This is a genomic window from Pedobacter suwonensis (assembly GCF_007833675.1).
Taxonomy (GTDB): domain Bacteria; phylum Bacteroidota; class Bacteroidia; order Sphingobacteriales; family Sphingobacteriaceae; genus Pedobacter; species Pedobacter suwonensis.
In genome coordinates this window covers 4,359,592-4,374,748 of record NZ_CP031708.1, presented here as the reverse complement: position 1 = coordinate 4,374,748, position 15,157 = coordinate 4,359,592, and the positions used below count along the sequence as shown (strand labels likewise).

At 42.0% G+C, this 15,157-nt stretch carries 10 protein-coding genes; 5 read left to right on the top strand and 5 right to left on the bottom strand.

Going from position 1 to position 15,157, the window contains the following annotated elements:
• Positions 1-79 precede the first annotated feature (79 nt).
• The 3 genes from DV942_RS18085 (at position 80) to msrA (ending at position 4,972) form a co-directional block, all read left to right on the top strand.
• Complete coding sequence (locus DV942_RS18085; protein ID WP_145859894.1) at positions 80-1,327, top strand: YdcF family protein; 1,248 nt, start codon at positions 80-82, stop codon at positions 1,325-1,327.
• Between the two features lie 2 nt (positions 1,328-1,329).
• Positions 1,330-2,208 carry a hypothetical protein gene (locus DV942_RS18080; RefSeq protein ID WP_145859892.1) on the top strand — a complete coding sequence of 293 codons (879 nt, stop codon included), beginning with the start codon at positions 1,330-1,332 and terminating at the stop codon, positions 2,206-2,208.
• A 2,275-nt stretch (positions 2,209-4,483) separates the two neighbouring features.
• The gene (msrA, locus tag DV942_RS18075; protein ID WP_090984981.1) at positions 4,484-4,972 is read left to right on the top strand and encodes a peptide-methionine (S)-S-oxide reductase MsrA; all 489 of its coding nucleotides are present in this window, start codon (positions 4,484-4,486) and stop codon (positions 4,970-4,972) included.
• Positions 4,973-5,082: 110 nt separating this feature from the next.
• Here msrA and DV942_RS18070 read toward each other — a convergent pair whose 3' ends face one another.
• The 3 genes from DV942_RS18070 to DV942_RS18060 are packed head-to-tail and all read right to left on the bottom strand — an operon-like array spanning position 5,083 to position 9,246.
• Positions 5,083-7,524: a bifunctional YncE family protein/alkaline phosphatase family protein gene (locus DV942_RS18070; RefSeq protein ID WP_145859889.1), complete on the bottom strand. Its 2,442-nt coding sequence runs from the start codon at positions 7,522-7,524 to the stop codon at positions 5,083-5,085.
• Between the two features lie 23 nt (positions 7,525-7,547).
• Positions 7,548-8,387: a hypothetical protein gene (locus DV942_RS18065; protein ID WP_145859887.1), complete on the bottom strand. Its 840-nt coding sequence runs from the start codon at positions 8,385-8,387 to the stop codon at positions 7,548-7,550.
• 16 nt (positions 8,388-8,403) lie between these two features.
• Positions 8,404-9,246, bottom strand: coding sequence for a metallophosphoesterase family protein (locus DV942_RS18060; protein WP_090984985.1), 843 nt, complete (start codon positions 9,244-9,246; stop codon positions 8,404-8,406).
• A 196-nt stretch (positions 9,247-9,442) separates the two neighbouring features.
• Between DV942_RS18060 and DV942_RS18055 the strand changes: the two genes are divergently transcribed.
• The gene (locus DV942_RS18055; protein ID WP_145859884.1) at positions 9,443-9,883 is read left to right on the top strand and encodes a hypothetical protein; all 441 of its coding nucleotides are present in this window, start codon (positions 9,443-9,445) and stop codon (positions 9,881-9,883) included.
• Positions 9,884-9,886: 3 nt separating this feature from the next.
• Positions 9,887-11,206: a M23 family metallopeptidase gene (locus DV942_RS18050; protein WP_145859882.1), complete on the top strand. Its 1,320-nt coding sequence runs from the start codon at positions 9,887-9,889 to the stop codon at positions 11,204-11,206.
• Between the two features lie 221 nt (positions 11,207-11,427).
• On the opposite strand, the gene DV942_RS18045 is transcribed toward DV942_RS18050, so the two are convergent.
• Together DV942_RS18045 and uvrA are read right to left on the bottom strand one after the other, a co-directional pair.
• Complete coding sequence (locus DV942_RS18045) at positions 11,428-12,081, bottom strand: LysE family transporter (RefSeq protein ID WP_090984991.1); 654 nt, start codon at positions 12,079-12,081, stop codon at positions 11,428-11,430.
• A gap of 8 nt (positions 12,082-12,089) precedes the next feature.
• On the bottom strand, positions 12,090-14,903 hold the full coding sequence (uvrA, locus tag DV942_RS18040) for an excinuclease ABC subunit UvrA (protein WP_145859879.1): 2,814 nt from the start codon (positions 14,901-14,903) through the stop codon (positions 12,090-12,092).
• Positions 14,904-15,157: the final 254 nt, after the last annotated feature.

The following is a 15,157-nucleotide window of genomic DNA, read 5'->3' as shown; positions in this document are numbered from 1 at the left end:
ATTTACTTGAGCTAAAGGATAACACTTGCTTAATTTTGGTTTAATGGCAGGCGTTTAATTTTACACCCAAAACTTTTAGATGAAACTCTGCTATCTCTTTCTGATAATTTACCTGTTGTGCCAAGGCTTAGCTGCACAGGAAATGCCCTCGCCATCTTATCAAATTATCCAAACCAGAAATGCTGTACAGTACAAAAATTATTATCTGCTAACACTTTTCGAACAATTGCCAGAGTTCCGTCAAACGCTCAGTACAGATACGGTACTAAACGCCATCTATCAATTAAAAACGCTCCGCATAAACGAAGCAATCAAAACCTGTAGAACCGACATTACCTGTTATGCGAAAGCTTTAAAATTTACCGATGATGAAATATCCGGTATCGGAAACCGGTTAGCCAAGCTTTACACAGAAAATAATCTATTCGGAAGATTGATCAAAAACCACCTCATTCCATCAGGGTGTTATGCCCTTTTTGCCAAAGAACAGCATCAAAACCTATTGATTAAGGCATGGGAGCAAGATGCAAATGCCATTAATTACGCTATTGGCGTATATGTAGAGGGAAATAAACCCAATTACCCGAAAATAGATTCCATCAGTTTTAAAATAAAGGATAAAGAATTTGCAGAACTCACCGCAGCCAATGCATGGTTAGCCTTACAAGGAAATAATAAACTGTTTTTTGAACCCACTATGCAATTTGCACTTCAGGCATTAGAACTCAATGAACGTAATGATGCTGCAGATTATGAACCGATGAACAAAGGTGTAAACCTGACTGCCATTCAACAGATCAAAAAAGTGGATTGGAAGAAATACCCTTACAGCGTAATCCTGGTTCCCGGTGCAGGGCCCGAAGAAAAAGATGTTGCCCTAAGCCCCGGCGGAATGATCCGCTGCCGTTTAGCGGCCCTACAGTATAAAAAAGGCATGGCGCCATTTATTGTGGTATCTGGTGGCAGGGTACATCCCTATAAAACCAAATTCAGCGAAGCTTATGAAATGAAAAAATTTTTAATGGAAGTGCTACAGGTACCCGAAAGTGCCATTATTATGGAACCCCATGCCCGACACACGACTACGAATTTACGTAACTGCGCCAGACTGATGTTCAGGTACGGAATGCCGGCAGATAAAGCTGGAATGGTTTGTACCGTAAAATCGCAAAGTTACTACATCACCGATATCCTGCCCGAACGTTGTAAAAAAGAACTCGGTTATTATCCTTATAAAAGTGGAAAACGACTGAGTGAAACCGAATCAGAATTTTACCTGAATACCAATTCTTTACAGATCGATTTTGATGAACCTTTAGATCCTTAATCATGAAAACACTAAACCCTGTTTTAGTCCTGATTGTGATGTTTTTTGTTGCGAGATACAGCAAAACAGAAGGAAAAATAGCGAAAACAATTACTCTTGATTCCTTAGGTGCCTGCCAGGGTATTTCGAAGCAGAGCGGGCATTATTTTCTGTATGGGGATAGAGAAGTTGGTATAATGCGCGAATATAAACTTCAGAAAGATTCGCTTATTTATGAGCATAAGGAATACAAATTTACCATTAAAGGCAAAAACGTAATTAAACATCCTACTGGCATTGCCTACCACAAAGGCTTACCAACGTTTGTGGGCAACTCGGTTAAACAAAATGCAGCAGGCACACTTTGGAAAGCAGAAATTAACTGCATCAATTGGTCAGTTTTTTTAAAAAGCCGAAAATTAGATAGCAACCTGATTAAAACCATTGAGGATGATGCCTGTATTCAGGGCACGCGGCCAGAATACGTAAATTACAAAAGCAATTGGTATGTGGCCACAGCCGATTATGGCAATAAAGCTAACGAAGTACGTTTATACAATCCAGAAGCCTTATCGAAAGCCAATAAAACCAGCGAAAAAGGTGTACTTTTCAAAAAATTCACCTGTTCACCTTGGGTACAAAACTTACATTACATTGCAGATAAAGGAATACTGGTTTTAATCCAAAATCAGATCGAAGGCCGTAAATGGAGGTTTACCTTTATTGATCTCGAAAAATCATTAACTAAAGGTCAAGAGGTTGTTTTAAATGTAATTGATGCCGATAAACAAGACGAACTGGAAGGTTTTACTTTTACTGATAAAGCGAATAAAGGCATCGCCGTAAGCTCATCGCGTAAAAACAATGTAAGTTTTATGGATTTCGCTTTTGGTAGTTATTGATAATCAACATGATATTCAAGCTTCCTTAGACTCCGCTACCATTGACAGATTTCCCGAAAAAATTCGTCATCTCGACTGTAGCGCAGCGAAATGGAGAGATCTTTTCAACAGAGTTATTGAAATCTAGTTTATCCTATCAGTTGGTGTCACAACGACCGACATCAATAGATTATTTAGAAAATGGGCAACCTGTAGTTCTTGGAGGCTCGCAGTCCCGCTTTCGCTTATAGTCCTCGCTGCGCTCCGGGCTATTCCGCTCAATCGCGTTTAGGAACAATGGGCGCTGCACCCTGCAACCCTTAGTATGAAATGCTGCAAAAGCCACTTAGCCGCGGTTGAAGCGTTACCCTGCAGCAACGAGGTACGAGGCAGCGAAGCGTAAACGCAAAAGACGGGACGAAACCTGTGTTTTACACCGGCCTTGCGCTCAAAATATAAGCTTGCAATCATCTTATCGATTTGTGTCACACCGTCCGAAATAGCACATTTGTTAAAATCAGGAAATGAAGGGCTTGTGGTTCTTGGCGGCATGCTGTCCCGCTTTGCATTCCAAGTCCTCGCTGCGCTCCGGGCTTCACATTGCAATCGGGTTTAGGAACAATGGACGCGACATCCTGCAACCGCTAATATGAAAAGCTACAGTGGCCACCTAGCCCCGGCTGAAGCGGTTACCCTGCAGCAACGAGGTACGAGGCAGCGAAGCGTGAAAGCAAAAGACGGGAACACGCTACCCTGCTTAGCAAAGGCCATGCGCTCTAAAAAAAGCAATCAATACACTTAAACCAACTATTCTTAGACTCCGCTATCAATGACAGAATCGATTAATGCGAGCGTTTTAAGATTCCCAATCGAGTTGGGAATGACGCCCAATCCATATGTATTCGAGATTCTAAAGTATACCATTGACAGATCTCAACAGGACTTGAATGCATTCAACTTTTCAATTAAATCCGGAACTATGAGGGGAACTCCCTCCTGATTTAGGAGGGGCAGGGGTGGTAATGAGATAACATTTTAAATCCTTCGCTGCGCTCCGGGCCTATTCCGCTCATCCCATGGGTATCGGATCGCATCTAGTAACAATGGACACTGCACCTTGCAACCGCTAATATGAAAAGCTACAGTGGCCACTTAGCCCCGGCTGAAGCGGTTACCCTGCAGCAACGAGGTACGAGGCAGCGAAGCGTAAAAGCAAAAGACGGGAACACGCTACCCTACTTAGCAAAGGCCCTGCGCTCCAAAAAATCAATCAATACACTTAAACCAACTATTCTTAGACTCCGCTATCAATGACAGGATCGATTAATGCGAGCGTTTTAAGATTCCTAATCGAGTTGGGAATGACGCCCAATCCATATGTATTCGAGATTCTAAAGTATACCATTGACAGATTTCAACAGGACTTGAATGCATTCAACTTTTCAATTAAATCCGGAACTATGAGGGGAACTCCCCTCCTGATTTAGGAGGGGCAGGGGTGGTAATGAGATAACATTTTAAATCCTTCGCTGCGCTCCGGGCTGTTCCGCTCATCCCATGGGTATCGGATCGCGTTTAGGAACAATGGACAATGCACCCTGCAGCCGCTAATATGAAAAGCTACAGTGGCCACCTAGCCCCGGCTGAAGCGGTTACCCTGCAGCAACGAGGTACGAGGCAGCGAAGCGTAAAAGCAAAAGACGGGAACACGCTACCCTACTTAGCAAAGGCCCTGCGCTCCAAATAAAAATTTAATCAATACACTTAAACCCGTTATCCTTCGGCTCCGCTCAGGACGACACAAGCAACTTATCCGATCATTTGTTATCACCGTCCGAAATAGCACATTTGTTAAAATCAGGAAATGAAGGGCTTGTGGTTCTTGGCGGAATGCTGCCCCGCTTTGCATTCCAAGTCCTCGCTGCGCTCCGGGCTTTACATTGCAATCGGGTTTAGGAACAATGGACGCTGCAACCTGCAACCGCTAATATGAAAAGCTACAGTGGCCACCTAGCCCCGGCTGAAGCGGTTACCCTGCAGCAACGAGGTACGAGGCAGCGAAGCGTAAAAGCAAAAGACGGGAACACGCTACCCTACTTAGCAAAGGCCCTGCGATCCAAAAAATCAATCAATACACTTAAACCCGTTATCCTTCGACTCCGCTCAGGACGACACAAGCGACTTATCCGATCATTTATCATCACGACTACACCATACAACGTAACGACCACCCTTCTTTACTTTCCTTTTACACATCTTCACCGTATCTTTATGTAATCAAAAAGAGGAAAGATATATGAATACTGAAAAAGCCATTCTTGCCGGCGGCTGCTTTTGGGGCGTAGAAGAACTGATCCGTCATTACCCTGGCGTTATCTCAACAGTTGTTGGATACACTGGTGGCGATGTTCCCAATGCCACCTACCGGAACCATGGCACACATGCCGAAGCCATTGAAGTTACCTTTGACCCAACCGTTTTAACTTATCGCAAACTATTGGAATACTTTTTCCAGATCCACGATCCGAGCACACGCAACAGACAGGGAAACGATGTAGGTACATCTTACCGGTCAGCTATATTTTATAATAGTGAAGAACAGAAAAAAACTGCTGAGACACTGATTGCTGAATTGGATGCTTCGGGCAAATGGCCGGGCAAAATTGTAACTGAGGTGGTACCTGAAACCGATTTCTGGAATGCGGAAGAAGAACATCAGGACTATTTGCAAAAAAATCCTTACGGTTATACCTGCCATTTTGAAAGGCCGGATTGGAAGTTATAAATCAGCTTAGCGCTGGGCGTTTGGCGTATAGAGAATGAACAATACAAAAAGGCAACTTTCTTAACCGAAAAATTGCCTTTTTGTTTAAAAACCAGATCATCACAGAAGTTCTAATCATCGTCATCTTTTTTCTTCTTCTCCAAAATCACAAAAGCACTACGTTTTGGAGCAGGCATTACCGATTGCTCACCCTTAACCGATTTCCACACCACTTCATTTAAATCCAAATCTGGTGCAGAATCTTCTTTCGCAAAATTGAACAGTTCAGAGCGTCTGCTGCTTTCGTTAATCGCCACGTTCCGGGTATCTAAATCAATAAGGGGTTGTAAAGCATTGTATGGTGTAAAATCTGGCTTAGCTGTAAAGCACTCATACAAAGGCATTGCTCCTGCATCGTACTGGCTCATAGGCGATAGGCCTAAAATCAGTTCCATGGTACGCAGAAAACCTGAAGTAGAATACATGGTATGTACCGCTACATTTCTTTTCACATACGGGCCTATTACATAAGCCGGAGAACGGTGTGCATCTACATGGTCTGATCCGTTTTGTGCATCATCTTCTAAAATAAACACAACCGATTCGTTCCAAACCTTACTATGCGAAAGGTGTTCAATGATTCGGCCTACTGCCAGATCATTATCGGCAACCGCTGCCTGTGGCGAGTATTTTCCTTTCTTCTGTCCACTGGTATGATCGTTTGAAATTCGTAGAGTATTAAACTGCGGCACCGCACCGGCTACCAATAAAGAATCAAAATCGTGCTGCCAGGCATCTACACGCACCTGATCTTTAATATCCATATCAAAACCCGGAGAAGCCGGACACATATGCCCCTGTAACGATTTGATATTGGCTTTAGCATAAGATCCAAACTCACCGTAACTGCGGTAACTGATTCCCGCCCGCTGGCAATAATCCCAGATAAAACCTCCTTTCGGATAAGTTACCGGCCTGCCACCTTCGAAAGTGGTACTCCCACCACGGGCCCCGTAACTGGTTGGCCATGTTTTTTCCACTACGTCAGTTGCGTAAGCCGCCATGCTCCAGTTATGCCCGTCGGCACTTACTTCGGCATCTACATAAAAGTTATCCAGCAATACAAAATTCTCGGCCAGAGCATGTTGGTTAGGGGTCACTTTGCGCCCGAAAAGGGTTAGCGTAGAATCGCCGTTTCCTTTTTTAATGTCGCCCAATACCTGATCGTAAGTACGGTTCTCTTTGATAATATAGAAAACATGTTTGATGGGAGATTTTTCGCCCTGTTTTCTGGGAATCGGGTTTCCTGCTTCACCATCAGCAGTTATCGTTTTTTTGTCGCTAAATGGTGTGTTGGCATAAACCTGTTTGGTATACACTTTTAATTGCTCAGGCTTTGGTACATCAATAAAAGACAGTGTCCCTTTAAACAATCCTGCTATATATTGCAGTCTGCTATTAGCGGTACTGCCCATATGATAATCGCTGTTATCAACTTTAGAAACGGGTTGGGGGCCCTTTGGGTTCGCCATTGAGGTATTGCCCTTACCATTGCTAACCAATATTTCCGAGCCTAAAACCTTAACGCTGGTTGGATACCATCCTACCGGTATAAAACCCTGACTCTGGCTTACGCCGGGTTTACTTACATCAAACACAGCTAAACAATTGTTATCAGCATTGGCAATATAGAGCGTTTTTTCATTGCTACTCAAAGCCAGGCCGTTGGTAGTTGAACCCGTTAACTGTGTGGCATAAAGCGTGGTAGAGATGGTTTCAATTACTTTGTTGTTCAGCGTATTTACTACCGAAACCGTATTATCGTTTGCATTGGCTACATACAGGATATTACCTTTTTTATTAAGCAAAAGCTCATTAGGATGATCGCCGACAGGAATCTGACGAACAATGCTTTCTGACTGCAGATCAACAACTGCCACTGCTTTTCCGCCCCAGAGCGAAATATACAATTTACGCTCGTCGGCAGCCAGTGTACAGCTATAGGCAATGGCAGGAAGTTGTACCCGTTTTAAAATCTTTTTTGCTTTCGGATCAATAATATACAGGGCGCTATCTTCTTTGGTAACAGTGAATAATTTACTGTTACTGCTATTTACCACAATACCGGCAGGACATATTTTACCCTTTGGCCAAACCGGCCCCAAAATAATGGTATCACTCCTGCCCAGTTTATTGTTTACAATATTAAAATCCAGAATCCAGTTATCGTTACCGCCCGATGCATAGAGGTGTTTTTCATCTTTACTAAAAGCAATTCCGTACCAGGATTTACCCAGCACCTTTTCGTCTATAATTTGTTCTGTTTTAGGATCGATAAGTTGCAGCGACTGCGTACTCTGACCATTATTGGTGATGGCCAGATATTTACCTGATGCGCTGAGTTGCATATTTAAAGGCAAATCACCCAGTTGTACCGAATGCCCGGCCGGACTTAATTTCCAGCCGTTAGGCAATAAAATTTGCTGGGTGGTTTCGTTTTTTCCCGGTAATTGTGCAAATCCTTTTTGGATAAACAGGAAACCGAATAATATAAATAGGTATGACTTTTTCATTTTATTAATTTGAAGCATGCACATTAGCGATAAAGATTAAAATTAACCAGGGCCCTGATCGTATAGCCATTACCCGAAGCGACAGAACCGATTTCCCTAATGGCCTCTGACGGGATGACATTACTACGGGTTGCGTAAAAAACAGGTCCTCCGGAAATAGAGAAAGACAGTTTCGAATGGTTTGGTTCCAGGTTGATGGATGGCCCGATCATTAACTTTGCGCCTCCCTCTGCCTCGTCTTTCTCCCAAAAGCCTTCTAAATCTTGTCCCAGGGCTTCAAGGCCAACATATAAAACATTAGAAACGCGATGTTGATAGCCAAAACTGCTAATAAAATCCAGTTTATCTCTGGTTTTATCGAAAGCTTTTTCGAAGCGGAGGTTGCCCGCCATTCTCCAATTGGTCTGATCAAACGAAGCAGTAATCCGGCTAATTGCAGCACCTATACTCGACCAATCTCTGCTTAAGCCTAAGCCTGCGCCTAGCCTAAACCCAGAGATACCTTTGCCTTCTACCAGATCTCTGATTACTTCAGCCTGTTGCGCAGATGTTACGCCTCCTGAATTGGCAAAGCCGATCGCTGCTGTGGCGTATAAGGTAAATCTGTTGCCTAAATATCCTTTAACCCCAAATTGTTGTCCCAAGCCATCATACCCGAATTGTCCGCTGGTTCTTTCTCCATAACTCCCAGAGTAGTGGATATTCCAACGGGGATTTTCCGCCGTTAGGGTATTCAGCGAAAACAAAAAGGGCTGCGCAGCATCAGTTCCGATTTTAATAGCAGGCATGGTTTCGCTTATTTTCTGTGCTGCACAATTTAAAACCGCACCAGCAAAAACGAACATCAAAAATATCTTTTTCATTACGATTTTTTATGGGTTAAAATCTGGTTTCATTTAATAATGGCGATCCGCTTGCATTTACCTGATAGGTTTTAATCTTGTCGTCTTCATCCACTTCTACAATGCGGTAACCTTTATAGGCCGTACCCCAGTTGCCACCAATGTGGGCATCAAAGAAATGCGGTAGCTTATCGGTATAAAAAACGGCATCTAAACTATGGTCGTGGCCATGAAACACAGCCTTAACATTTGTATAGCTATGCAAAAGTTTAATTGCATCCGGACAATCTACAAATGGGCTTTCAGGCACCCAGAAATGTGGCGGAATATGCAATACCACAAAAACAGTCTTCAGGTTTTTAAACTTATCCAACTCCTGTTTTAAAAAATCATTATTAGGGCATAAATAAGTCCCTTTAGTATCAGAGGTATTTGCTAAAACAAAACCCACCCCATTTTTTTCGAAAGAAAAGTTATCCTCGTAACCGAAAACCGATTTCCAAAGCCCAGTATCTGCATGGTCGTGGTTACCAGGCACGGCATAAAAAGGAACTTTCAGACGATCATAGTAATCTTTCTTAACTTCTTTCAGTAATTCAGGCCGATCGTGTACCAGATCGCCATTAATAATTACAAAATTCAGTGGATTTTCATCATGCGAGGCATTAAGCCATTTCACAATATTTTCGTGATGAAGTTTATAATCAGTTCCCGGTTGTCCATAGTGTCCGTCGGATGCGATGGCAAAGCGAAGTTTTGGTCCTTTTTCCCGTTTGACTGAAATATTCCTCTCCTCAGCAAATGATGGCAGAACTGGTGATAAACCGGCTACTACCGCAGCAGCCAAACTATTTTTCAGGAAAAAACGTCTGTTAGACATAAGTATAAAATATGTTTTGTATCAAAATCCAATATTAGTTTAGGCAGACTGCTTAAACATGAATTTAATGTTATGATTAAGTTAACAGAACCTATTCTGTGTATCAATTTTATAACATAATGGAGCGGCAATTGCGATTCATGGCGTAATCCCGATCCTCATAAAACAATTTGCCGCTTGCAGGGATTATTCTATTATGAAATCATTTAAATCCTTACTCGCTGGCTTTGCAGGTGCTGCAGCCTTAAATATATTACATGAAAGCTTTAGGCAGTTTGATCGCGACGCACCCCGGATTGACCTTTTGGGTAAGCAGGCACTTTCCAAATCCTTGTCCAATTTGAAACTGGACAGTCCTGACGGAGACAATCTTTATCTGGCCACCCTTGCAGGTGATATCATCAGCAATACCCTATACTACAGCGCCATTGGCTTAGGAGATAAAAAACATGTTTATTTTAAAGGTGCAATAGCCGGTCTTACTGCTGGTCTGGGTGCAATCAGCATACCGGATAAAATTGGATTAGATGATACTCCGGTAACTAAAACCGATAAAACTAAGATATTAACTGTAACCTGGTACCTGATAGGTGGATTAGTAACCGCAGCGGTTTTTAAACAATTGAAAAAGGCTTAGGCAATGAAAATTTACAGACCTGCACTTTGGCTCGTTTGCATTGCTATGGCAATAGGCGTACTATCATGCAAAACAGGCTCAGTTAATTTATTTAAGGCCGCTAGCCCGCATGAGCAATATCAAAAAAAATTGGTGAATGTGGGGCTTGATAAAACAGCAATGGGATCGGCGTGGTTAAATGCGGCTACAATGAGTATGCAAAAAGCATTAGACATTAGTATTCCTTATCGAGAAAACGGTTATTTCGCTGCCGACCGGGTCCCGGCGACAGCTTACAAGTTCAATGCAACCAAAGGGCAGAAACTAAACATAAAACTAAACAAAAAGACATCAACCGGTGCCTTGATTTATATTGATGTTTGGCATAGCGCAGATCAAACCCCAAAACTTATCGCCTCAGCCGATACCTTAAATAATCCGATTATTTTTGATATTGAGGAAACAGGCGCCTATCAGATCAGGCTACAACCAGAACTGCTGCAGAGTGTAGCCTACGAATTAGAGATTACCACCGGAGCGTCTCTTGCTTTCCCGATAAAATCAAAAAACGCCAACAGCATAAAAAGTTATTGGGGAGATGGCAGGGATAATGACGCCAGAAAACATGAAGGTTTAGATATTTTTGGCAGTTTCAGAACGCCTGTGCTGGCAATTGCAGACGGAACAGTAACCCGTGTAAACGAAAACAACCTGGGTGGAAAAGTGGTTTGGATGCGTCCAAGGGGTAAAGATTATACTTTGTATTATGCCCACCTGGATAAACAGATTGCAGCGGAAGGACAGGAAGTAAAAACTGGAGATACCCTGGGACTTATGGGAAATACAGGCAATGCCCGAACCACACCTCCCCACTTACATTTCGGCATTTACACGGCAAATGGTGCAGTAAACCCACTACCCTTTATAGATCCGATAACCAAAACCCCGGTTGCCATAAGTGCTTCCGGCAATAACTTAAATAAAATTTTAAGGACTAAATCTACCGCTAAAATGGTCTCTTCTCCAGACCGTAAAGCAAATGTTTTAATTTCGCTTAACACGGGAACAATTTTACTTGCAAATGCTGCGACCGGAAATTACTACCAGGTAGAACTGCCCGATGGAAGCATAGGTTTTATTCAAAGTAATAGTCTTGAACAGGCAATTGAGCCCCTGAAAAAACTTAGGATAAATTTATTTCAGCAGGAAGTTTATGACAGACCTGATAGTTTGGCGGCGCTTAAAACAACGCTAAAAGAAGGGCAGCGTGTAAACCTTTTAGGTGCTTTCGGCAAGTATCAGCTCGTTAATGCTGATACAGAAACAGGCTGGATTATAAAATAACAATCAAAGCTGCTGATAAAATAATTCAGCATGATGATCTCCTTATCCCAGGGAGCTAAAAAGCAATTGCTTCGATTAAAATATTAATCGAACTCAGTCTATAATTCCATGCTTTCAGCGCCACCCGGGCAAAAAAGAGCTGCGAACAAATCTCCGTTAAGAAAAATTCATTAAAAAGACTAAAAACAAAAGGCCTGCTAAATACAGACCTTGAATTAGTTTTATAGCATTACGATTGCCTGCTTTACAACCAGATAGGCTGCCAGTGCAAATAAAAATATAGCGATAGATTTATTAATGAGCAAACTGCTCAGCGCGAATTTTTCCTGGATGTAAGTGGCAAAATGGGCATAAAGGTAAAGCGCGAGTGAAGAACCGACGCCAGAGCCGAGGCTAAAAATCACCAGCGACAGGTAATCGGTTTCGATCCATTGATGCAGAATTACATAATTCCCAAAAAACAGCCAGAATGGGATCTGGACAGGGTTTAGCACGCCCAAAATCAATCCATAAAGCATACTGCCACTACGCTTATCTTCTTTTTTATTACTGGTTTTCGGTACTTTTTTTCTGTTTTTCCAGGTAATGGTACCCATCACCAGAAACATCACAATCATAAAGCAATCCACCAAAGTGCCAAGGCGCACCTCACTAACGGCCTCATTTGGATTGATATCGCTCATGGCCCACCGGGCGAAGCGCATCATCCCGAAGGTAAAAAATACCTCTACACACGAGAAGGATAAAATGAAATACCAAACCTGCCGCATGCCTTTGTTAATAGCAAGCTGCGCAACAGTGAGATTAATATTGCCAGGGGGAATATATCCCATGGCATTGAGAATGATACCGATGAAAAACGTTAAAAAAAGCATCGCCGAAATTATGGATTTAAATTTAAATGCGCAGCCAAATATTTTCCGGTATACGAATTTTCTACTTTAGCCAGTTCCTCTGGTACGCCTTCAAATACTACACTACCGCCACCATCTCCTCCTTCAGGACCAATATCAATAACCCAATCGGCACATTTGATCATATCCATATTGTGTTCGATAACCAAAATGGTATTACCTTGCTCAATAAGGGTATTTAATGCTTTTAACAGTTTTTTAATATCATGAAAGTGCAAACCGGTGGTCGGCTCATCAAAAATAAATACGGTTTTATTGGCATTATTCCCTTTAATAAGAAACGACGCCAATTTAATCCGCTGTGCCTCACCACCTGATAAAGTGTTTGATGATTGACCTAAATGCACATAACCTAAACCCACATCAACCAGCGGATTTAATTTATTCAGGATTTTTTGTTCGTCTTTAAAGAAATCAACCGCCTCATCAATGGTCATATCCAAAATTTCAGAAACATTTTTTTCTTTATAAGTAACATCCAATACCTGTTGTTTAAACCGTTTGCCATTGCAAGCTTCACAAGGCAGGTAAATATCGGCCATAAACTGCATTTCGATCTTCACCTCACCCTCACCCTGGCAAACATCACAACGGCCACCCTCTACGTTAAAGGAGAAGGCTGCAGGCTTCAGTCCGGCGGCCTTTGCAGCAGGCAAACCAGAAAAAAGCGCACGGATGTCATCCCAGGCTTTAACATAAGTAACCGGATTAGAACGGCTGGAACGGCCGATTGGATTCTGATCTACCAGTTCTACTGCACTTACCAGGTCATAATTACCAAAAATACCGTCATAAGCACCCGTTTGTTCACCTGCATAATTTCCGATCGCTTTTTGTAGCGCCGGATATAAAATCTTTTTCACCAAACTGGTTTTACCCGATCCTGAAACGCCACTTACCGCAGTAAAAACCCCTAGCGGAAATTTAACATCTACATTTTTCAGGTTGTTTTCCCTTGCGCCTTTAATCAGGATGTGATCTTTCCACTTACGGCGTTTCGAAGGAATGGCAATTTTCTCAATTCCAGCCAGGTAACGACCTGTTAAACTATTTTTATCTTTTAAAATCTCTTCATAGTTACCGCTGAAAACCAGGTTACCACCATGCGTACCCGCCTCCGGACCGATATCGATAATGTAGTCAGCGGCACGCATCATTTCTTCTTCGTGTTCTACCACCAAAACCGTATTACCTACATTGCGGAGCGATACCAATACCTCTATCAGTTTATTGGTATCACGTGGGTGCAAACCGATACTGGGTTCATCCAGCACATAAACCGAGCCCACCAGGCTGCTGCCTAAAGATGTTGCCAGATTAATTCTTTGCGATTCTCCTCCCGATAAAGTGTTCGATAAACGGTTTAAGGTAAGGTATCCCAAACCCACATTGTTTAAATACAGGAAACGGTTGTTGATCTCTGCGAGTAAACGTTTGGCAATTTTAGCGTCGTTTACACTCAATTTTAATTCATTAAAAAAGGCCAGTGCTTTCGATAGCGGCAACAGCACCACATCAATAATCGATTTTTCAGCAATTTTAACGTAGGAGGCGTCTTTACGCAAACGCGAGCCCTTACAATCAGGACAGGTAGTTTTACCGCGATAGCGCGATAACATGACACGGTACTGGATTTTATAAGTCTGCTCTTCCAATTCCTTGAAAAACGCGTCCAAACCGGAAAAATATTTGTTACCCGTCCAAAGTAGCTGCTGTTCTTTTTCAGTAAGTGCACTGTATGGACGGTGGATCGGAAAATCAAATTTGGGTGCAGCTTTAATAAAGTTTTGCAACCAGACGTTCATTTTTTCGCCACGCCACGGGGCAACTGCATTATCATAAACACTTTTACTCTTGTCAGGAATTACCAGATCTTCGTCGATGCCGATAACGTTCCCGTATCCTTCACACCGTTTACAGGCACCATAAGGATTGTTGAAAGAGAAAAAGTTAGGCGTAGGTTCTTCAAATTTTATTCCATCCAGTTCAAAGCGGTCGCTAAAATGTTTCGTTGTTCCCTGTGCCTCTACGTAACAATCGCCTTTACCCTCAAAAAAAGCGGTCTGCGCCGAATCGGCCAGCCTACTTAATGTTTCTTCTTCCTGGTTGGTTACAATACGATCGATCAGGATCTGAACGGTTTTATCATCAGTAAGTTCTTCGTCTTTAAAATCAGCATCATCTAAAATAGATTCTATCTTTTCTATTTTATTGTTAATCAGAACCCGTAAAAATCCTTTCTGTAATAAAATTGCGAGTTCTTCTTTAATTGTACGGTTGTTATGCGGATATAGCGGACAAAAAATGGTTACCGTTGTATCTTCAGGCATGGCATTTACATAATCTACTACCGTACTTACCGAATCCTTCCTCACTTCCTTGCCAGAAACAGGCGAAATGGTTTTTCCTATACGAGAAAAAAGCAATTTCAGGTAATCATAAATTTCAGTTGAAGTACCCACTGTAGATCGTGGATTGGAAGTAATTACCTTTTGTTCGATAGCAATTGCCGGGGCAATACCCTTAATATAATCAACATCCGGTTTATTCATCCGTCCCATAAACTGGCGGGCGTATGCTGATAAACTTTCTACATATCGGCGTTGCCCTTCTGCATATAAAGTATCAAATGCAAGTGAAGATTTACCCGAACCAGACATGCCCGTTACCACCACAAGTTTATTTTTTGGAATGGCAACATCAATGTTTTTTAGGTTGTGCACCCTTGCACCTTTTATGATAATATTTTTATGCGGATCTTTTTCGGCCTCTTTTTTGCTCATGTATGATAAAGAATATAAATATATAACCCCAGAATGTGGTTAGGGTTTTTAGAAGATACAAAAATAGGGTACTCAGGCGGTTAATTTATTTTTTATCATTTTATTTTTTGTTTTTTGATAAAAAAATAACTTTCTTTGAACATTAACAACCTCAAAACCAAACTAACACATATCAAAAAAACATAGGAGATAAGCTATAGAAATTAAACATCTACAAATTAATTTTTAGCAAACAGTACGGGATTTAGTGTAGG